The sequence below is a fragment of the Sphingobacterium thalpophilum genome (assembly GCF_038396785.1).
GTDB lineage: Bacteria > Bacteroidota > Bacteroidia > Sphingobacteriales > Sphingobacteriaceae > Sphingobacterium > Sphingobacterium thalpophilum_A.
Genome location: NZ_CP151087.1, coordinates 3,139,615 through 3,158,255, shown reverse-complemented (window position 1 = coordinate 3,158,255; position 18,641 = coordinate 3,139,615). Strand labels below are relative to the sequence as shown.

Annotated in this window: 18 protein-coding genes; 6 read left to right on the top strand and 12 right to left on the bottom strand. The window is 40.2% G+C overall.

Annotated features, from left to right (window positions below):
• Window positions 1-76: 76 nt before the first annotated feature.
• Together galE and AACH28_RS14020 are read right to left on the bottom strand one after the other, a co-directional pair.
• The gene (galE, locus tag AACH28_RS14025; protein WP_205400013.1) at window positions 77-1,108 is read right to left on the bottom strand and encodes a UDP-glucose 4-epimerase GalE; all 1,032 of its coding nucleotides are present in this window, start codon (window positions 1,106-1,108) and stop codon (window positions 77-79) included.
• Window positions 1,108-2,100, bottom strand: coding sequence for a UDP-glucuronic acid decarboxylase family protein (locus AACH28_RS14020; RefSeq protein ID WP_120333049.1), 993 nt, complete (start codon window positions 2,098-2,100; stop codon window positions 1,108-1,110). The genes galE and AACH28_RS14020 overlap by 1 nt, the downstream gene beginning before the upstream one ends.
• A gap of 65 nt (window positions 2,101-2,165) precedes the next feature.
• On the opposite strand from AACH28_RS14020, the gene AACH28_RS14015 reads away from it, so the two are divergent.
• Window positions 2,166-3,410, top strand: a complete 1,245-nt coding sequence (locus tag AACH28_RS14015) for a glycosyltransferase N-terminal domain-containing protein (RefSeq protein ID WP_341830773.1) — start codon at window positions 2,166-2,168, stop codon at window positions 3,408-3,410.
• Window positions 3,411-3,484: 74 nt separating this feature from the next.
• Here the strand turns inward: AACH28_RS14015 and AACH28_RS14010 are convergent, their stop codons facing one another.
• From AACH28_RS14010 to AACH28_RS14000, 3 genes are all read right to left on the bottom strand, one after another.
• Window positions 3,485-4,933 carry a glyceraldehyde-3-phosphate dehydrogenase gene (locus AACH28_RS14010; protein ID WP_341830772.1) on the bottom strand — a complete coding sequence of 483 codons (1,449 nt, stop codon included), beginning with the start codon at window positions 4,931-4,933 and terminating at the stop codon, window positions 3,485-3,487.
• A gap of 137 nt (window positions 4,934-5,070) precedes the next feature.
• The gene (gene hemW, locus AACH28_RS14005; RefSeq protein ID WP_341830771.1) at window positions 5,071-6,198 is read right to left on the bottom strand and encodes a radical SAM family heme chaperone HemW; all 1,128 of its coding nucleotides are present in this window, start codon (window positions 6,196-6,198) and stop codon (window positions 5,071-5,073) included.
• A gap of 118 nt (window positions 6,199-6,316) precedes the next feature.
• Complete coding sequence (locus AACH28_RS14000; RefSeq protein WP_156167681.1) at window positions 6,317-6,532, bottom strand: hypothetical protein; 216 nt, start codon at window positions 6,530-6,532, stop codon at window positions 6,317-6,319.
• Between the two features lie 109 nt (window positions 6,533-6,641).
• Between AACH28_RS14000 and AACH28_RS13995 the strand changes: the two genes are divergently transcribed.
• The gene (locus AACH28_RS13995; protein ID WP_341830770.1) at window positions 6,642-7,781 is read left to right on the top strand and encodes a glycoside hydrolase family protein; all 1,140 of its coding nucleotides are present in this window, start codon (window positions 6,642-6,644) and stop codon (window positions 7,779-7,781) included.
• A 104-nt stretch (window positions 7,782-7,885) separates the two neighbouring features.
• Here AACH28_RS13995 and AACH28_RS13990 read toward each other — a convergent pair whose 3' ends face one another.
• The gene (locus AACH28_RS13990; RefSeq protein WP_341830769.1) at window positions 7,886-9,763 is read right to left on the bottom strand and encodes a M1 family metallopeptidase; all 1,878 of its coding nucleotides are present in this window, start codon (window positions 9,761-9,763) and stop codon (window positions 7,886-7,888) included.
• A 159-nt stretch (window positions 9,764-9,922) separates the two neighbouring features.
• Between AACH28_RS13990 and AACH28_RS13985 the strand changes: the two genes are divergently transcribed.
• Window positions 9,923-10,348 (top strand): hypothetical protein, encoded by a 426-nt coding sequence (locus AACH28_RS13985; RefSeq protein ID WP_341830768.1) that lies wholly within the window; start codon window positions 9,923-9,925, stop codon window positions 10,346-10,348.
• Between the two features lie 15 nt (window positions 10,349-10,363).
• On the top strand, window positions 10,364-10,780 hold the full coding sequence (locus AACH28_RS13980) for a hypothetical protein (RefSeq protein ID WP_341830767.1): 417 nt from the start codon (window positions 10,364-10,366) through the stop codon (window positions 10,778-10,780).
• Between the two features lie 116 nt (window positions 10,781-10,896).
• Here AACH28_RS13980 and AACH28_RS13975 read toward each other — a convergent pair whose 3' ends face one another.
• From AACH28_RS13975 to AACH28_RS13950, 6 genes are all read right to left on the bottom strand, one after another.
• Entirely contained in the window at window positions 10,897-12,294 is a 1,398-nt protein-coding gene (locus tag AACH28_RS13975) for an MBL fold metallo-hydrolase (protein ID WP_341830766.1), read from the bottom strand.
• An 11-nt stretch (window positions 12,295-12,305) separates the two neighbouring features.
• Complete coding sequence (locus tag AACH28_RS13970; protein ID WP_341830765.1) at window positions 12,306-13,121, bottom strand: sulfite exporter TauE/SafE family protein; 816 nt, start codon at window positions 13,119-13,121, stop codon at window positions 12,306-12,308.
• A gap of 83 nt (window positions 13,122-13,204) precedes the next feature.
• Window positions 13,205-13,618, bottom strand: coding sequence for a DUF6691 family protein (locus AACH28_RS13965; RefSeq protein WP_070561666.1), 414 nt, complete (start codon window positions 13,616-13,618; stop codon window positions 13,205-13,207).
• Window positions 13,619-14,179 (bottom strand): YeeE/YedE family protein, encoded by a 561-nt coding sequence (locus AACH28_RS13960; RefSeq protein ID WP_254667645.1) that lies wholly within the window; start codon window positions 14,177-14,179, stop codon window positions 13,619-13,621.
• 83 nt (window positions 14,180-14,262) lie between these two features.
• Window positions 14,263-14,703: a hypothetical protein gene (locus AACH28_RS13955; protein WP_053003767.1), complete on the bottom strand. Its 441-nt coding sequence runs from the start codon at window positions 14,701-14,703 to the stop codon at window positions 14,263-14,265.
• Window positions 14,693-16,096 (bottom strand): WG repeat-containing protein, encoded by a 1,404-nt coding sequence (locus AACH28_RS13950; RefSeq protein WP_341830764.1) that lies wholly within the window; start codon window positions 16,094-16,096, stop codon window positions 14,693-14,695. The genes AACH28_RS13955 and AACH28_RS13950 overlap by 11 nt, the downstream gene beginning before the upstream one ends.
• A gap of 403 nt (window positions 16,097-16,499) precedes the next feature.
• Between AACH28_RS13950 and AACH28_RS13945 the strand changes: the two genes are divergently transcribed.
• Together AACH28_RS13945 and AACH28_RS13940 are read left to right on the top strand one after the other, a co-directional pair.
• Entirely contained in the window at window positions 16,500-17,180 is a 681-nt protein-coding gene (locus AACH28_RS13945) for a response regulator transcription factor (protein ID WP_341830763.1), read from the top strand.
• Window positions 17,170-18,552, top strand: coding sequence for a HAMP domain-containing sensor histidine kinase (locus AACH28_RS13940; protein WP_336830137.1), 1,383 nt, complete (start codon window positions 17,170-17,172; stop codon window positions 18,550-18,552). Before AACH28_RS13945 ends, AACH28_RS13940 begins: the two co-directional genes overlap by 11 nt.
• The last annotated feature ends 89 nt before the right edge of the window (window positions 18,553-18,641 follow it).

The window sequence follows — 18,641 nt, the reverse complement described above, 5'->3', positions numbered from 1 at the left end:
GACCGCCTCAGTTTTAAGACGGTCATATAAAGTTAAGCTGAGTATAATGCTTTGCTGTAGTCGCAGAGGCTACTGTTTAATCCAATGGATTTTCCTTCAGATTTTTTTCCCATGCCCAGGCAGAAGCCATCATTTCATCAATACCAAGTGCTGCTTTCCAATGCAACTGATTGGCCGATTTAGTGACGTCCCCGTAAACCTTGATGATATCTCCGTCACGACGTGGACCAAATTCGTAATTTAGTTTTTGTCCTGAAGCTTTCTCAAAAGCCTTGATCGCTTCAAGGACAGAATATCCATTTCCTGTTCCCACATTAAAGACATCGTATTTTCCGTTCGGGTTGCCTTTTTCCAATAATCTAATTGCTGCAACGTGAGCTTTTGCTAAATCAACAACGTGAATATAGTCGCGGATACAAGATCCGTCCGGTGTGTCGTAATCAGAGCCAAATACCGTTAATTTTTCTCTTTTTCCAATGGCTGTTTGTGTGATAAAAGGAAGCAGGTTCTGAGGAACACCGTTTGGTAATTCACCGATCAATGCCGACTCATGTGCACCTACAGGGTTGAAATAACGGAGCGCAATAATATTGTAGTTGTCATATGCAGCAGCAGTTTCCTGTAGAATTTCTTCAGCAATTTGTTTTGTATTTCCATAAGGAGAGGTTGCCTTTTTTACGGGAGCACTCTCGTCTACAGGTAAGTAGTCTGGTTCACCATATACGGTACAGCTTGAAGAAAAGACAAAATTAATAGGCTTATTTTGATATGCCTCTAATAAGTTAATTAACGAGAAGAAATTGTTGTGGTAATATTTCAAAGGCTTCTGTACAGATTCACCTACAGCTTTAGAGGCCGCAAAATGGATAATTCCTGAGATATCGGTATTGTTTTTTACAAATTCGTTCACGCGTTCTGTGTCACAAAGGTCAAATTGGTGAAATTCAGGTCTAACGCCGATGATCTTCTCAATCTGATCCAAAATTTTGATGTTTGAATTGGACAGATCATCCACGATGACAGGTACATATCCTGCTTGATGTAGTTCGACTACTGTGTGCGAACCGATATAACCTGTTCCTCCTGTGACTAGTATTTTTTTGTTCATTATTGTTGATTATAGTAAGTAAAGTCTTTATGTGATAAGGTATCCAAAGGGATCTTTTTGTAAAATTCTATGGTTTTTTTCAATCCTGTTTTTCGGTCTATTTGAGGTTCCCAGGCTAATTTTGATTTGGCCAAGCCAATATCGGGTTTCCGTTGTTTGGGATCATCAACCGGCAATGGTTCGTAGACGATTTTACTCGAGCTGTCTGTCAATTCGACAATTTCATGGGCCAATTGTAGCAAGCTGATTTCGTCTGGATTACCAATATTTATAGGTGTTGCACATGCCGAATGCAACAAGCGAAAGATGCCTTCGACCTGGTCGTCAATATAACAGAATGATCGTGTTTGTGAACCATCCCCAAAAATCGTGATATCTTCGCCTCGTATCGCTTGTGCGATAAAGGTGGGAATAGCTCGGCCGTCATTGAGACGCATTCTGGAACCAAAGGTGTTAAATATCCTGACAATACGGGTCTCCAGACCATGTGCATTGTGATAGGCCATCGTTATCGCCTCTTGGAAGCGCTTCGCTTCATCGTATACACCGCGAGGTCCCACGGGATTTACATTGCCCCAGTAGTCCTCGGATTGTGGTGAAACGAGTGGGTCGCCATAAACCTCAGAGGTGGAGGCTACCAAAATGCGTGCTTGTTTAGCACGCGCTAGGCCCAAGAGATTATGTGTGCCCAAAGATCCTACCTTCAATGTTTGTATCGGAATTTTAAGGTAATCAACGGGACTGGCTGGCGAAGCGAAATGCAGGATATAATCCAAATGCCCGGGAACGTGGACAAATTTTGAGACATCGTGATGATAGAAGTCAAAATTTTCCAACTTAAATAAATGGGCTATATTCTGTAGATCTCCGGTAATTAGGTTGTCCATTCCAATGACATCGTAATCTTCGGCAATAAAGCGATCGCAAAGGTGAGAACCGAGGAAGCCAGCTGCTCCTGTTATCAAAATCCGTTTGCGATGTTTATTTTCCACTCAATGGTTCCGTTTAATGAAATGGGTTTAATATCTTTGACTAAGATAAACATTATTTTAAAAACATGCGTTTGCTTTATTCAATTGGAATCTTTCTTTACGGACTCTTACTGCGTATTTTGGCTCCTTTTCATGCCAAAGCCAAGCTCATGGTAGCGGGACGAAAAGACTGGTATTCGAGGATGAAACAAACGGTTGATTCTTCCCAAAAACATATTTGGTTTCACTTTGCTTCATTGGGGGAATTTGAGCAAGGAAGACCTGTCCTGGAAGCAGTGAAAAATAATTATTTGGATCATAAAATAATTGTAACATTTTATTCTCCCTCTGGCTATGAAATCAGAAAAAACACTGCTTTGGCCGATTATGTTTTTTATCTCCCCTACGATACTGCTCAGCACGCACGGCTTTTTCTCGACTTGATCAATCCAAGTTTTGCTGTGTTTACGAAATATGAATATTGGTATTATTTTTTTGAAGGCCTGCATAGACGGGGCATTCCCTTGTTTTTGATCTCAGCAATATTTAGACCCGATCAGATTTTCTTTCAGGCCTATGGTACTTTTTTTCTGAAAATTTTAAGTTATGTGACTTACTTCTTTGTGCAAAATGAAGAAAGTGTACGTCTTTTGAAAGAATTTGGGATACGGAATGCTGGGTTAGCCGGAGATACACGTTTTGACCGCGTGGTAGACATTCCTAAAAATAGAAAAATGATTTCCGAGATCAGCCAATTTGTTGGTGAAAGTCCGACGCTTGTCGCAGGAAGCACCTGGCCGGAAGATGAACAGGCTCTACAGGAATTGCTTCAGGGTTATTCAGACTATAAGCTGATCTTGGCGCCACATGAAATCAATGAATCACATTTGGCGAGCATTTTTAACCTTTGGCCGAAGGCGCTCCGCTTTTCGGAGATGGCTAGCTACGATGCCGCATTAGTTGCCGATTCAAAGGTGCTGGTTATCGATAACATTGGTATGCTTTCGTCTTTGTATGGCTATGGCCAACTGGCTTATATTGGTGGTGGTTTTGGCGTAGGGATACATAACACACTCGAGGCTGCAACGTATGGCATACCGGTGCTATTTGGTCCAAATTTCAAGAAGTTTCAGGAGGCGAAAGAGCTCGTGCAAAATGGATCCGGTTTCGCCATTGGTAGTGCTAAAGAACTAAAGAAAGTCTTTGCTGTTCTACAAGATCAGGCTGTCCGTCAAGAGGCGGGAAAACTGGCCCGTGCGTATGTGCTGCAGAAGGCCGGAGCAACAGCAATTATAATGAAATACCTCAAAAGCAATTCCGTGAAAATATAAGCGGTAGCTGTACTGCCGCCGCCTATATTCTGCAGGTTACGCGTGGTTTCTTATTCTTGATGCTTGACTGCCTCCTAATAATAGGTATATCTTCTTACACCGGTAATGTGACGCGATAAGCGCATCACCTGATGGGAATATCCGTATTCATTGTCGTACCAGACATATAAAATAACATTCCTGCCATCTCCCGAAACGATCGTCGCTGGAGCATCCACGATTGCGGTGGCAGTGGAACCAATAATATCCGAAGAAACGAGTTCATGATCTTTAGAAAATTTAATCTGTTCGACCAGGTCACCCTGCAGAGATGCCTCTTTTAAAAGTGCATTGATTTCGTCGACCGTAGTTTTGGCTTTAATTTCGAGATTTAAAATTGCCAATGATCCGTTTGGCACGGGAATGCGAATGGCATTGGAGGTCAGTTTGCCCTTTAGCGATGGCAATACTTTTGAAACAGCAGCGCCCGCTCCAGTTTCTGTGATCACCATATTGAGCGCCGCAGCACGACCCCGTCTGGACTTTTTGTGCATATTGTCGACAAGATTCTGGTCGTTGGTATAGGAATGTATGGTTTCGATATGTCCTTTTTCAATGCCTATTTTATTTTCAAGCACCGCCAAAATAGGGGATATTGCATTCGTCGTACAGGAAGCAGCGGAAAAGATCGCATGCTTTTGCAAGTCAATATTATTTTCATTGACTGCATATACGATATTTGGTACACCTTTCCCCGGTGCTGTTAATAAAACTTGGGCGACACCCTTGGATTGCAGGTGACGACTTAGTTCTTGCTCATCTCGAAAAGCGCCCGTATTGTCGACGACCAAAGCATGCTGTATTCCATACTCGGTATAATCGATATCCTCTGGCTGTTTGGCAGAGATAAGGTGGACAGTGATACCATTGATAATAAGTGCCTGATTAGGAATGTCGGCCTGTATGTCGCCTTCGAATGCACCGTGTATGGAATCTGTTTTTAATAGTGTCGCTCTTTTCAATATGGACTTGCTGTCATTGGCGTCCCGTGTTACAATGGCACGAAGGCGAAGCTGCTGTCCGGCACCGGCTTTATGCATAAGCTCTCGGGCGAGTAAACGGCCGATACGGCCAAATCCATAAAGAACAACATCGCGTGGTTTTAATTCCGCTTGTTGATTGATGTCCTTTAATTCATTTGTTATAAAACTCGGCAGGTCGTTGTTGTCAATTGCCTGTTTCTTGACCTGTAAGGTAAGTTTTCCGATATCGATACGTGCAGGAGATAGGGTGAGCTTTTCCAATTCCTGTGCCACCTGAAGGGTGTCAAAAATATCGAATGGCTCTTCGGTAAGGAGGACGCTTTCCTTGACCAGGTTAAGAATTGAACTCGATTTTACATCAATGAATTGATTTCGAAAAAATACAAGTTCAATAGCGCGGTTATACCACAGGTTACTGACAATTTGAATTAAGCTTACGGCAGCGTTTTGTTGCTCTCTGTAACTTTTGATCTCTAAGTCAAAAGATGGCTTGTGTGACATAATAATGTTATAATAGATTATGTTGCAAACATAGCACAAAGAGCCAAAAAAATTAACCTATATTTTTATTTTCATAATATTTAAAACGTAAACACGGTTGTTATTATTGTTTTTGTAATTTTTATCTATTTTATTTATTAATCTTCTATAACAAATAGGTCGGACATGATATGATCGGCCATTAATTTACCTGCATCCGTTAAACGTAATTTACTTTCTTCCAAAACAAGATTGCCCTCTTCCAGAAATGGCTCTGCATCCTTCAATACGCGGTTTTTGATAGATTGCCCGAATTTGCTTTCCAGCGCAATCAAATCCAGTCCCCACATGGTTCTCAGCGAAGTCATGATACTTTCGTTGATCTGGTCCAGCGTAGAAAGCTCCTCAATTTCTAGGGGAAGTTGGTTTGAATTGATTGAGGTCATATATTTCGCGTTGTTGGAAATATTCCAAGCTCTGGAAATTCCATTGAACGAATGTGCCGAAGGGCCTATACCAAGATAATGTTTACCTTTCCAATAATTTGTATTGTGACGCGCATAAAGGCCATTTTTTGCAAAATTGGAAATTTCATATTGTTCATATCCCGCAGCTTTCAATGTATGGATAAGGAGACTCATCTGATCTGCGGCCTGATCCGAATCAATTGCTGGACTTAAGCCTTTTTTAATGAAGTGATCCAATGCTGTCTTATTTTCTACAGTCATGGAATACGAAGAAATATGGGGAATTTCAAAGTCAATCAGCTGTTGCATATTGTGGAGCCATTTCTCGTCAGTCAGTAACGGATAGCCATAAATAAGATCACAGGTAATATTTTCAAAGCCCGCATCTTGCACCCGCATAATTGAAGCCAGTGCTTCCTGTTGATTATGTGCTCTGTTCATCCATTTGAGATCCTCTTCAAAGAAAGACTGTATGCCTATGCTGAATCGATTGATTGCTGTATTCCGTAGACTGTTTACTTTGGCGGCATTTAAATCGTCGGGATTAGCTTCCAGTGTAATTTCAGCATGATTTGCGATGTCAAAATGCTTCCCTATCGTATCGATGATCTGGGCGATCTCATCCGCTTCCAGTAAGGAAGGGGTACCGCCGCCAAAATAGATCGATTCGACCTTTTTGTCTTCCAGATAGGCTGCCCTGAGCTCAATTTCCCGTCGTATGACATTGATCATCTCACTTTTGTATTGTAGTGAAGTGCTAAAATGGAAGTCACAATAATGACAAGCCTGTTTACAGAAGGGAATATGGACATAAATCATGGGGACAAATATACCAAGACCTGACCAAACCGCCCTTTATTTTTTCTTCTTTCGAGTATGCATACCTGAAATCTTTTCTAGACTTATGCCTAGATGCATGAGGAATTTATAGGTTTAACTATTTCCGGTAGCCACTAGCCGAATAAATTCCGGGTAAGATAGCTGTTGGACTTTTCCACAGTTCATTATAGGATTTAAAAAGAAAGTGCAATAGGATGGAAGAATCATCCACAAGAAGGTTGACAACGAGCTGGTTATTCGTTATCTTGTTGTCGATATTTTTGTAGAAGTACCAATATAACACCTCATGTCTGATGAAGGAAAGTGAATTCAAGAGTTTCTTTTTAAAAATTTGTGGGTATCAGCCTCATGTAAATTATTTCATGGGAGCCGATCAAATAGATTAGAAAACGAATTATTTTCTTCTAATAAAAGTAAAATGTATGAAAACCTCCCGTCGAGACTTTCTAAAAAACGTTGCCGGTGTTTCCGGCCTCTTCCTGTTTTCAAACCATGGATATGCATTTGGGGCTATTCCTAAAGACTCTTTTAATAATCAGGACTCTTTTATTGATCGGTTGTTACCGGCACCAAAAGGCGGCGGATTTGCGTTGAAAGATTATTGGATTTGGGATCCTTCGGTTATAAAAGGAGAGGATGGACGATATCATATGTTTGCTTCGCGTTGGAGCAAACAATATGGTTTTGGTAATTGGGTGACAAACTCAGAAGTCGTCAGGGCTATTTCAGATACCCCTGAAGGGCCATACGAATTTGTTGAAGTTGTACTGCCCGCTCGGGGGAAGCAATATTTTGATGGTTGTACAACACACAATCCTCGCATTGTAAAAAGCGGTGACTATTATGTACTTTATTACTTTGGCAATAATTATGATGAACCAAATCCTGCTTTTACAGAAAATGTATGGGAGTCGGGCCTAGGCCAGAAAGCCTGGATGCATAAACGTATTGGGATGGCCTATTCCAGGTCAATTGCAGGGCCATGGAAACGAGTTGATCAACCGATTCTGAATCCGCGGAAAGGAGAATGGGATGCCTCCATTACATCAAACCCTTCGCCAGTTGTCTTACCGAACGGAAAGGTTTATTTAGTGTATAAATCTTCCCCCTTAAATTATAATCCGCCACTTCTATTGGGAGCTGCACAAGCAGATTCTTTCCGGGGACCTTATCGCCGTTTATCGGACAAGCCCATTTTTTCATTCCATACGGACCAAAACCATGAAAACGATGTTGAGGATCCATTTGTGTGGCATAATGGTCAGCAGTTTGAACTTATTATGAAGGACCGTTACGGAAAGATCTGCGGTGAAGAGGGGGATGGGATACATGCTTATTCTAAAGATGGTATAGATTGGCGTCTTTCGAAGTCTGTAAAAGCTTATTCTAAAACAATTCAATGGGATGACGGCACAACGAGTCATCAGGCTAATTTTGAACGACCGTTTTTGCTATTTGAAGATGGGAAGCCTACGCATTTGTTTGCTGCTACGGGAGATGGTTCGGCGCCCTATCAATTTGAACGTACATGGAATATGGTTATTCCCCTGAAGAGTACTTGATTCAGGTGAGGTGATTAGCAAAAAAGCTTCCAAACCAGGTAAATGTGAAATGGTTTGGAAGCTTCTTTATGTCCATATCTGTTCAGATAATGGGAATCTACGAGTTATTTGCTAAAACTGTTGTTTGCCGATTCTACATCCGCTAAGCGTAGTGAAGGATCAATTGTTACCGTTTTTGGTGTTTTCGACACATGGATAGTATAGTCGGGTTTGGTCCAGAACCAATCCTCAAGCACGGTTCTTTTAACACCTTTGTATATGTCAAAATGCTCTTCCGGTTTTTCGCCGCGCATTTCACGCAAAGGGATATAAAATAACTCTTTGCTTCCATCTGTGTATTCTACCAGCACATCCAGTGGCATGGCAAAATTTGACTTATTAGCCAATAAAATGTCGGTGTCTGTTACTTTTTCAATAGCGTAATCGATTTGACGTGTTGTATTGATAAACAGATTGAAATACCATTTTAAGTTTATACCGGAAACTTCTTCAGCAACGCGTTTGAAATCATTTGGTGTCGGATGTTTAAATTTCCAGATGTCATAAAATTTCAAGAAGGTTTTTTCTAAATTTTCCTGACCAATAATATACCCCAACTGTTCTGCAAGCACGGCGCCTTTGTTGTATGCTTCGTTGCTATAGCCATAGTTCGTGTTATAATAATCTGCCAGTAAGCTCATCGGTTCTTCTTTACCAGAAAGGGCCAATTTATAATAACCCCGGTAAGCCGCAATTTGTGGGTTGGATGCAATGGCGCCTCTTTTTTCAAAGATATGTTGCATGGCCAACTCTTCGACATAGGAGGTGAAGCCTTCATCAAACCATTCATCTACGGTTTCATTGATCCCAAACAATTGTTGGTACCAGGAGTGTGCCGATTCATGGAATATGACACCAACAAGACTTTTTAGATTGCGGCCGCCTGTGATCAGAGTAGCTGTGCCATACTCCATACCACCATCGCCACCCTGAATGATGGTATAAGTTGGCCATGGATATTTACCAAACTTCGCACTACAGAAGTCAAAGAATTCGGTAGAAAGGCCTATTGCCGTTTTCCAATTTGAAATAACTTCTTTGTCTGTTGGCAAGAATACGGTATATACTTTTATACCATTTTTACTTGAAGCGGAATCCACAACAAATTTGGGGTCTGCAGCCCAGACAAAATCGTGGATATTTTGGGCTTTATAATGCCAGGTCGCTTTATTGTCGATGGCTTTTACTTTCGCTTTCTGTTGATAACCTTTGACCTCTGATGGGTTTTGAAGAACACCTGAGGCACCAACAACATAATTTTTATTGAGGTGTATGGTGACGTCAAAATTGCCAAAAGGAGCAATAAATTCACGACCTGTATATTCATCCAAATGCCAGCCGAATTCATCGAATTGGGCCATCTTCGGATACCATTGCGCCATAGATAATGCTACACCTTCGGCAGAATTCCGGCCAGTTCTTCTGATTTGTTCCGGAACTTGTGCGGTCCACTCCATATCAAAACGTGCTGTTTCGCCATCTTGGATAGGAGTTGGTAAAGCGACTTCCAAGATCGTTCCGTCAATTTTAAATGATGCGTTAGCCCCATTCATTGTTAAGCTTTTGATTTTTTGATAACCAATTTGATTGGTCTTAAGCTCTCCGATGCGGCTTTGATATACCGGTTTTTCTTTTGTACCAAGGTTGGTCACCATGCGCTTGTCTGGATCACTGATGTTTTTTAAGCGGTAATCCATCATCGATCCTGGTTGAAAAGCATTGAAATATAAATGAAAATATACTTTGTTTAGTGACTGCCCTGAATTATTGCTGTACTTCAAGGTCATTTTTCCATCGTACTGATATGCTTTTTCATCTACGTTGACATCCATGGTATAGTCAACTTTCTGTTGCCAGAATCCTTTTCTTTGGGCCTTCGCTACTGCCCCCCAAATATTCAATACACATGCAAGTGTAAAAAAGGATATTATTTTGATTTTCATGCCCCAAACTTACAAAATTGTCTCAATAAATGGTACTTAAACGAATGTAACGAAGTTAATGTCATCAATTCTTGACGAAAGTTGACTGTTCTTTGGGAATTGGCGTGGTTTTGGTTAGGGAATTTAACTGTTAAGTTAAAAATCAATTTTACTGTTTTTATGGAAAATCTATATTATAAGCCCTCGGGAAAGGCTCCTGCTTTGGCATTTATCGGATCTCTTGTGCTAGGCACAATTAGTGCCGTTGTATTGGCAATTGTTTACATCGCTTTGCAGTGGTTTATCCCTATTATTTATTTTAATGTATTTATTACATTGGGATTTGGTGCTGGGATATTCTATGTGCTGAATTTCTGTTTCAAAAAATGGAAATTAAGAAATAAGGGCATTGCACTATTGATTACTTTGCTAGTCGCGCTTTTAGCCTTTTATGCGCAATGGGCTCTTTTCGTTTCGCTGATGTACAATGCGGAGGGAACCATGGGCGGAGATACCTGGATAAAATCATCTTTCAATCTGGAAGGGTTCAAAGCCTTTTTCTTACACCCTTCATTTATTTGGGAAGCGATGCAAGGTTTAAACTAAGTCGGTACCTTTACCTTGAAAAAGAGCCCGGTTTCGGGTGGTATGTTGTGGGCCGTGTGGGCCATTGAAATGGGTATTATTCTGATTACCCCAATTATTATGGCATTCCGGGGTATTACTATTTACCCTTTTTCTGAAAAAGACGAAGTATGGATGAATAAGCGGACATTGCCCGGAAGGTTGAAATTCGTGGCGGATAAAGATGCCGTCGTAAGCTCCTTGGGGAATCATGATTTTGCCTATGTGTATGATCATCTTTCAGATGAAGAAGAGCATTTCTCTTTTGCCACGGCCGAATTATATGAATCTGAAACGGACGACCATCAGTACCTGACCATCTATAATCACCAATTTACTGAAAAGAAAGGCAAGTTGGAAGAGAAGAAGGACGAGGTTATCGAATTTCTGCGGATCAATAGAAATAGTCTATAAACGCATACTGACGAGTTGAATTGCTCTTTATTGTATGCAATGGCAGCTCAAATTCTATCGTTTGGTTCTTTAAAAAAAGATCCCAGGATAAATATTCTGGGATCTTTTTATATAGGTTACTGTACCAATGTTCCACCCTTTAATTTCCATTCATTGATGGAAGGACTATAAATTTTGACGTCCTTAATACCATTTTTTGCCAATATGGATGCCGCTATGGTTGCTCGGTCTCCGGACTGACAATGCAGGTATAGCTGTTTATTTCGGTCAATTTGGTTAAGATTGTCTGCAATTGTACCAACAAAGATATGAGTCGCATGCGGTAAATGGCCCTCTGAAAACTCACTGGCATTGCGCACATCAAGTATTTGGATATCGGATTTGCCTAATACACTATTCATCTCTTCAAAACCGATGAGTTGCTGATGTTCCAATGGAATCCCCAAATGAGGAATCGTATCAGGCGTAACATATCCAGCAACATGATCCAATCCAATGCGCATAAGCTTGCGGGCAATGTCGTCCAATTGGCTTTCCTCTACAATGAGTATAAAAGGATCCATGTAATTAAGTATCCAACCAGCCCAGGTATTAAACGTTTTGTTGTTCTGAATATTGACGCTATTGGGGAGATATCCTTTGGCAAACTCAAACTTATGGCGTGTATCAATGATAGTTGTTCCTTTGTGGTATAAATCCAGAAAAGTTTCGTTCGTTAACTTGTTGTACTGAGGAACTGCTGTTTGCAAAGGCCGTACTATTTTGTTGAGTTTTTTCATCATGGCAAAATAGCGTGGCGGTTCGGGCTGTCCTGATAATAGCTCTTTCACAAAGGCTGTTTCGTTGTTTTGGTATTGAAGCGCCCAGTTTCGTATTTTTTCATAACCAACTGTTGAACTCGGAACGGCGCCTAGCGCCTTTCCACAAGCGGATCCGGCCCCATGTGCGGGCCATACTTGAATATGATCAGGTAGAGCCAAGAAATGTTGCAACGATCGGTACATTTGGTGGGCTCCAATTTCCTTAGTTCCGATCATTCCGGCTGCATTTTCTAACAAATCTGGGCGTCCGATATCGCCAACAAATACAAAATCACCTGTAAATATCATGACTGGCTCCATGGTTGCAGGTGTATCAATCAATATAAAACTAATACTCTCGGGCGTATGTCCGGGGGTATGGATAACTTGGAAAATCAGATTTCCAACTTGAAATTGATCTCCATGTTTTAATCCAATATGTGGGAATTCATAGTGCCAATCTTCTCCACCTTCATCGGATAGATAAGGTTGGGCGCCTGTCAATGCGGCTAACTCTAGCGTACCTGAAAGGTAGTCGGCATGGATATGTGTTTCCGCAATATGCGTTATGGTCAGATTATTCTTTTGTGCAATCTCAAGATAGCTGTCTACATCTCTTTTAGGGTCAATGACAATAGCGACACCCTTGGCTTGACAACCAATGATATAACTTGAATGTGCTAAAGATGACTCAAAAATGTGTTGAAAAAACATAACGTGTGATTTTAATGATTTACAAATTGAATGAATTCGAAAGCAAAGATTAGGATGCCAATACTAATTAAAAAGTACCTAAAAATACCTTTCAATTTTGCTGCATCTAATTTGTCTTTCCATTTGGAACCAATTTGGAGGCCTATTAAAGTGATTAACGTAAAGGTAACCAATATAAACCAATTCATATGTTCCAGGAACTGATAATTCGCGATCAAACCGAATGAGGCGTTTAACCCGATGATAAACAACGAGGTAGCAATGGCCTGCTTAAGTGGAATTCCTAAGAGTAATACGAGGGCCGGTACTATGATAAAGCCTCCTCCTGCACCGACCAGGCCAGTCATGATACCGACGAGCAATCCGACGAGGACAACGTTGAAAATCTGTCCAATTCCACCTCTGAATCGATCGTGCTGAACCTGTTTACGTCTTCGTACCATTGCTGTCGCAGAAATCAGAATCACAATCGAGAAAAGGAGCATGATGATATGGTTTCTGGAGATCGCTATCTCGCCAAGGTGGAATGACTCTGGTATGGCTACAAGGAGATAACGCTTGGTCAAATAGACCGAAATTAGCGATGGAAAGAGAAAAATGGCCGTAGTTTTCAGGTCAATTTCTCTTTTTTTCAACGGAGAAATTGATCCGACCAAGGCTAATATTCCAATAGAAAACAACGAATAGTCCAATGCATATTGAGGTTCTATATGAAAAATATAAACAAATATTGGCAATGTTAGAATACTTCCGCCGCTACCCATCAAGCCCATTGATAGCCCGACCAGAACAGCTAATATAAAACCAGCTATAAATATTAATTCCATGTTCTCTTTCTAAAATTTAAACTCCAGGTACAGGCCTCAGATTTCGGATATATGAGTTAGTTTCATAACAAAGTCTGTTCAACTTAATGCGGCAACTTATTGCGCAACAGCCCATAAAGCCAAGTACCTAACAAAGCAAAAAGAAGGACGATTCCAATAGTCCAATAACCGGCACCGATTAGGGCAAACATGGGGCCCGGACACGCACCTGTCAATGCCCATCCTAAACCAAAGATTGTTCCTCCGACCAGGTATCGTGTAATACTTTTGTCTTTGTCATAGAATGCTATTTGCATCCCGTTACTATCTTTGATTCGCTTTCTCTTGATGATCTGTACGATTATAATTGCTGTGGTCAGTGCTGTACCGATGATGCCATACATATGAAAGGAACGAAATTGAAACATTTCGTAGATTCTATACCATGACGCGGCCTCCGATTTGTATAAGATGATTCCAAACAATATACCGATGAAAATAAATTTTAGTGCTTTCATTTATGCGAAAATTAGTGGGAATAAAAAATGAACCATGATGATCCCGCCTAGGAAGAAACCTATAACGGCAATCAAAGAAGGAAGCTGAAAATTGCTAAGCCCAGAAATAGCATGGCCTGATGAACATCCACCAGCATAGCGTGTTCCAAATCCAATCAATACACCGCCAATACTTAAAATTAGAAACTGAAACAAAGATCCGTCGAAAACGAAAATGGATTCAGGAAGGTAGCCTTGTAGCTGGTCGATAATACCCAGCTCTTTTAGGTCGGCAATACTTTTGGGATTAATCTGGCTTGCAGCGCCATCGCTCAGAAAATGATGTGCAATAAAACCGCCAATGGCTGTCCCGAGTACCACCAATAAATTCCATGATTGGGTCTTCCAATCGAATCTGAAAAAAGAGGAAGTTTTTCCGGCACCTAATACAGTACACATGGTGCGTAGATTATTGGACATGCCAAAATCCTTCCCCTGTTTGAGCAACAGGTACATGACCAGCGCAATTAAAGGTCCTGAAATATACCAGGGCCACGGTTGTTTAATGTATTCCAATAGCATAACAATGTTCTTAAGTGATGTTACAAAGGTACATACTGCCTTTGCAAAAGCCTGTAACAAATGTTACCGAAGGAAGAAAGAATTTATAGGTCGTAATATTCGATGTCTGCGGTCTTTAAGGCTTCGGTTAGCAGAGGAAGATCATCTTCTTTTTGAAACAATTTGTTGCGCCAAGTACGAAAAGCCGGTCCTTTGTTTTGGTTGATAATGATCAGGTTTCCGCCAGAACGTTTAAGATTCCTGATATGAGAAATATTATTCAGAGGGAAAACGATTGTTTTTTTAGCATTGCTTATCTGCAGTGTATTTTCGTCCAAGACCCAAGTCGATGATAAAGTCGAACACTTTATGGCCAAATACAGTGCTAAAGGGATCATTAAAAGAGCAACAATAATCTTGAGAATTTCTTGTATGGGAACTTTAGACATGACCATTCCGATCAAAAAGATTGAAACCAGCAAGATTAACATGTATTTTCCACGATGCAATGTCGACAAGTGGAATGTCTGTGGATTACTCTTCATATTTCTTGATAAACTTCCCTTTTGCGTCAATATAGTAAAAATTCTCTAGATCCTCCGTTACAAGCGCTAGCCCGTTTTCAAAAGCTTGGGCATTCTGAAATTTAATTGGGACCACGACTTTTCCTGTGTAATCAATGTATCCGTACTTGTCGTCTTTAAAGGCCAGAAGAAGTTTCTCTCCTGCAAAAGACAGAAATTCATAGTCCGTCTTAAGTTGATTGTGCCCCGTTTTATTAATAAGCTGGTAGGATTGGTTTACTATAACTAACGCGAGATTATCGCGATAATCTGAAATAGTCTCATATTTGGCAGGAAGTAAAACGGTGCCTTTTTGATCAATAATACCCGTGTATTCTCCTTCCGTAAAAAGTGCGTATGCTGGGCTAGGTACTGAAATAAATTCATACTTCTCCTTCAGCAATATTTTACCGTTTGTATCCAGAAGTCCATACTTAAGATCGCTCATATAAACCACAGGACCGCCTTCGGTTTCTAAACTGAGCGATTCGTATTGACATGGAATAACTTCTTTGCCATGGAGATCTATCAAGCCAAACATTTGCGCTGCATCGTTTACGATGGCATAGTCTCCTACATAGCTATATATTGCCGTATATTTTGCTGGTGTTAATTTGTTTCCTAAGCTGTCCTGTACACCAAAATATGATGTGCTGGAATCTTGATACCAAGATAGATGGTCGTTTAACGTGGAATCTACAGCTTCGTCTGTAACTTCACCTTCTTCGTAATCTGCTGGGACTTCAAAGAGCGATTGGTCGAATGGTATCTCTTCGACTTTAGTGGCCTGAATTCCTAAACCCGCCGATCCGATATAGAGCGCTGCCCCAGGTACTTTTTCGAGATAATCGTAAGTGCCCCAGTATAACTTTGGTAATTTGGGTGCATACCAAACGGTAATTTCCGTTTGTGGATCTTGACTACCTGTTAGATTGAATGTTGCTTTTTCGCAGGTGATTCCTGCAATTATTTTCTTTTGATTAGGAATTAAGCTGATCTCAAAATCCCCTGAATAGGCATAATTATCGCCTTCGTTTGCGAAAGTCTCAATGAGTTTGCCCGTGGCCAGCTCTGTTGCAGTATAGGTTTTATTTATTTCATCTAGTAGAAAAGAGCTGCCTTCGTGGATATTGCTGATCTGTATCGATTTTCCAAATAATAAACTTTCAATGCGCATCTGGTCTTTGGTGATGAAGGCCTGCATTAATGCTTCATTATTTCCAGCCAATATTTTGATGAATTCTGAAGATGCGGTATCGGTTCCCGTTTCAGGATCAGCAAATTGATATGAAATTTTATATAGCTTTTGCTGAGCGTGTCCTTGTCCGATAAGGAGTAAAAACGCCAACTGTAAACAAAGGATAAATTGTTTCATTGTGTGATTTTAAGCTGCAAAAATATTGAAATTCGATTGATTTTTGAAATAATCTTTCGTTGTTTGTGGAAATTCTTTCAAAAATAGATATTATTGTATTTGGTTGTTTAAAACCGATTTTTGGTCTGTACTAAGTTTCAAGTGTTAAGAATAGTCTGATTCTTTTAAGTAGAGGTTTTGAGTTGCGGTATATCGCTATACCACTTGAAGTAAATTGATGTCATGGCGGTGGTTAAGGGATCTTGAGGGTGGATGTGTTTTTATACTTATTTTATGTGTTATTATCATATAATCGTCAAGAAAAAGCGAAAATAATTTAAGAATGTAGCTTTTTGAAAAAAGGTGACATGTTAATTTTGTATTTTACAAACCTCGAATTTTTTACTGTTTAAAAAAGATACCTGTGGAACTATTACTAATAGAGGATGAACCATCCGTCATATCATTGATCGAAAGAGGCTTAAAAGAAGAAGGCTATCATATTAGTATTGCTATGGACGGTTATACTGGTCTAAAAATGGCGGGATTGAATCATTATGACCTCATCCTGTTGGATGTAATGTTGCCTGGTATGAATGGTTTGGATGTCTGTAAAAACATTCGGATGTCAAACAACGAAGTCCCTATTATTATCTTGACGGCATTAAATCAAACAGAGGACATCGTCGAGGCATTTGACAGGGATGCGGATGATTACTTGACGAAGCCCTTCCGTTTAGAGGAATTAAAGGCTCGAATCAGCCGCTACAGCCGCAAATCCAAAACAGTGACCGAGCAGAAAAATATATTGGTATTTGACGATGTTCAATTGGATAGAGACAGCAAATCGGTTCAACGTGCCAATTCTCCTATTATTCTTACCGCTACTGAATTTCGTCTACTTGAATTTTTAATGCTCAATCGAAATAAGGTATTGAGCCGGATCGATATCCTGGAGGAAGTATGGGGTATGGATGTTGACTTAAGTACCAATGTTGTTGACGTATATGTGAATTACCTGCGGAAAAAGATCGATAAACAATTTTCGCGTAAACTTATCCATACAGTGATTGGTATGGGCTATGTAATCCGTCATGAAAATTAGGACCAAAATAGTTCTTCTATTTTCGATCATCAGTACCCTGCTGCTTGTTGTTTTTGCCATTTATGTGTCTTATTTCACGTACGACAGTCTGCAAACTAAATTTTTTCATCGGCTAGAAGAGAATGCCGTGATTGTTGGAGATCACATCGTCCATCAGAAGGATGAAAATAGAGCGCTCTATATTCAGGTAAAACGTAAATACCTGAAACAGTTATCTGAGGGAACAGACCATCTTATTCGTGTTGTTAAAGGAAGTGATCGTGTTCAAATGCGGCCTGAGTTGCCCATGCCCGAAACATTCTATACCGACGTAATTCGCCATGGAAAGGGAAGATACATGCATGGTAAGACTGCTTTTGTAGCGGTATTCTTTCAAGATCATCTTCACCACGAGAATTTGATTGTTGTATCGGAAGGGATCGATGATTACGGTCATGAGGAACAGCGTCAATTGGATCGGACACTGATCACAGGTGGGATTTTGGCGATTTTTTTAATCGTACTCATGTCTTTTTACTTTGCTGACCGATTATTGAAACCTATTAAAGATATCAACAATGATTTAGATAAAGTTGATATCGCCCATTTAGACCATCGCCTGTTCAGTAAATTCAGTAATAGCAAAGATGAATTGGGTGTTTTGATTGCAAACCTAAATTCAATGCTTAACCGATTGGATATTTCGGTTCAATCGCAACAGAGTTTTATCGGAAATGCCTCACATTCGCTAAAAACCCCACTTACAATTATTGGGGGAGAAGCCGAATTGGCGCAACAGCTCTTGTCGAAAGAGCATGAAGCCTATTATTCCCTGGAGACTATCGCAAAATATGCGGATAAAATGGAGTTGATTATCAATAATCTTTTGCAGCTATCTCGCATGGGTTTCAAGGGGGAGGTGGACAATAAAGAAATTATTCGAATTGACGAGTTACTCTATGAAATTTATAAAGCTGAAAAAAGTATTCATAAGGACCTCAAGCTTTCTTTTGATCTAACGGAAATCCCGGAAGATAGTGATGAACTTACGGTTTTGGCGAATCCGGATCTGTTTTTTATTGCCTTTAGCAATATTATTTCAAACGCATTTAAGTACGGCAATGGACTGCAGGTTGGCGTAGCAATAAGTAGCGATAGCAAAAATATTACGATAAAAGTGTTTGATCAAGGGATCGGTATTCCTAAAAAAGACCAGCCACATATTTTTACCTCTTTTTACCGCGCTTCTAATGTCGGTGATATCTATGGCAATGGTTTGGGGCTTGTTTTAGCCAAAAATATCTTTGACCTCCATGGTGCTGAATTGCTCCTCCATTCAACGGAAGGTCAAGGCACTTTGGTCGTTGTTACAATTCCAAAAACTCCTTTCTAATTTCATTTTAATCTCATCCTTATTCCATTTTTAGGTGGCTGTGATATACTTGTACCGGAGATAAGTATAAAGCATGGATCTATCTTGTT

Coding starts and splice junctions, on each gene's coding strand:
- galE (WP_205400013.1), bottom strand. CDS start 1,108: ATGAACAAAAAAATACTAGTCACAGGAGGAACAGGTTATATCGGTTCG.
- AACH28_RS14015 (WP_341830773.1), top strand. CDS start 2,166: ATGCGTTTGCTTTATTCAATTGGAATCTTTCTTTACGGACTCTTACTG.
- AACH28_RS14010 (WP_341830772.1), bottom strand. CDS start 4,933: ATGTCACACAAGCCATCTTTTGACTTAGAGATCAAAAGTTACAGAGAG.
- hemW (WP_341830771.1), bottom strand. CDS start 6,198: ATGATTTATGTCCATATTCCCTTCTGTAAACAGGCTTGTCATTATTGT.
- AACH28_RS13995 (WP_341830770.1), top strand. CDS start 6,642: ATGAAAACCTCCCGTCGAGACTTTCTAAAAAACGTTGCCGGTGTTTCC.
- AACH28_RS13990 (WP_341830769.1), bottom strand. CDS start 9,763: ATGAAAATCAAAATAATATCCTTTTTTACACTTGCATGTGTATTGAAT.
- AACH28_RS13985 (WP_341830768.1), top strand. CDS start 9,923: ATGGAAAATCTATATTATAAGCCCTCGGGAAAGGCTCCTGCTTTGGCA.
- AACH28_RS13975 (WP_341830766.1), bottom strand. CDS start 12,294: ATGTTTTTTCAACACATTTTTGAGTCATCTTTAGCACATTCAAGTTAT.
- AACH28_RS13970 (WP_341830765.1), bottom strand. CDS start 13,121: ATGGAATTAATATTTATAGCTGGTTTTATATTAGCTGTTCTGGTCGGG.
- AACH28_RS13965 (WP_070561666.1), bottom strand. CDS start 13,618: ATGAAAGCACTAAAATTTATTTTCATCGGTATATTGTTTGGAATCATC.
- AACH28_RS13960 (WP_254667645.1), bottom strand. CDS start 14,179: ATGCTATTGGAATACATTAAACAACCGTGGCCCTGGTATATTTCAGGA.
- AACH28_RS13955 (WP_053003767.1), bottom strand. CDS start 14,703: ATGAAGAGTAATCCACAGACATTCCACTTGTCGACATTGCATCGTGGA.
- AACH28_RS13950 (WP_341830764.1), bottom strand. CDS start 16,096: ATGAAACAATTTATCCTTTGTTTACAGTTGGCGTTTTTACTCCTTATC.
- AACH28_RS13940 (WP_336830137.1), top strand. CDS start 17,170: ATGAAAATTAGGACCAAAATAGTTCTTCTATTTTCGATCATCAGTACC.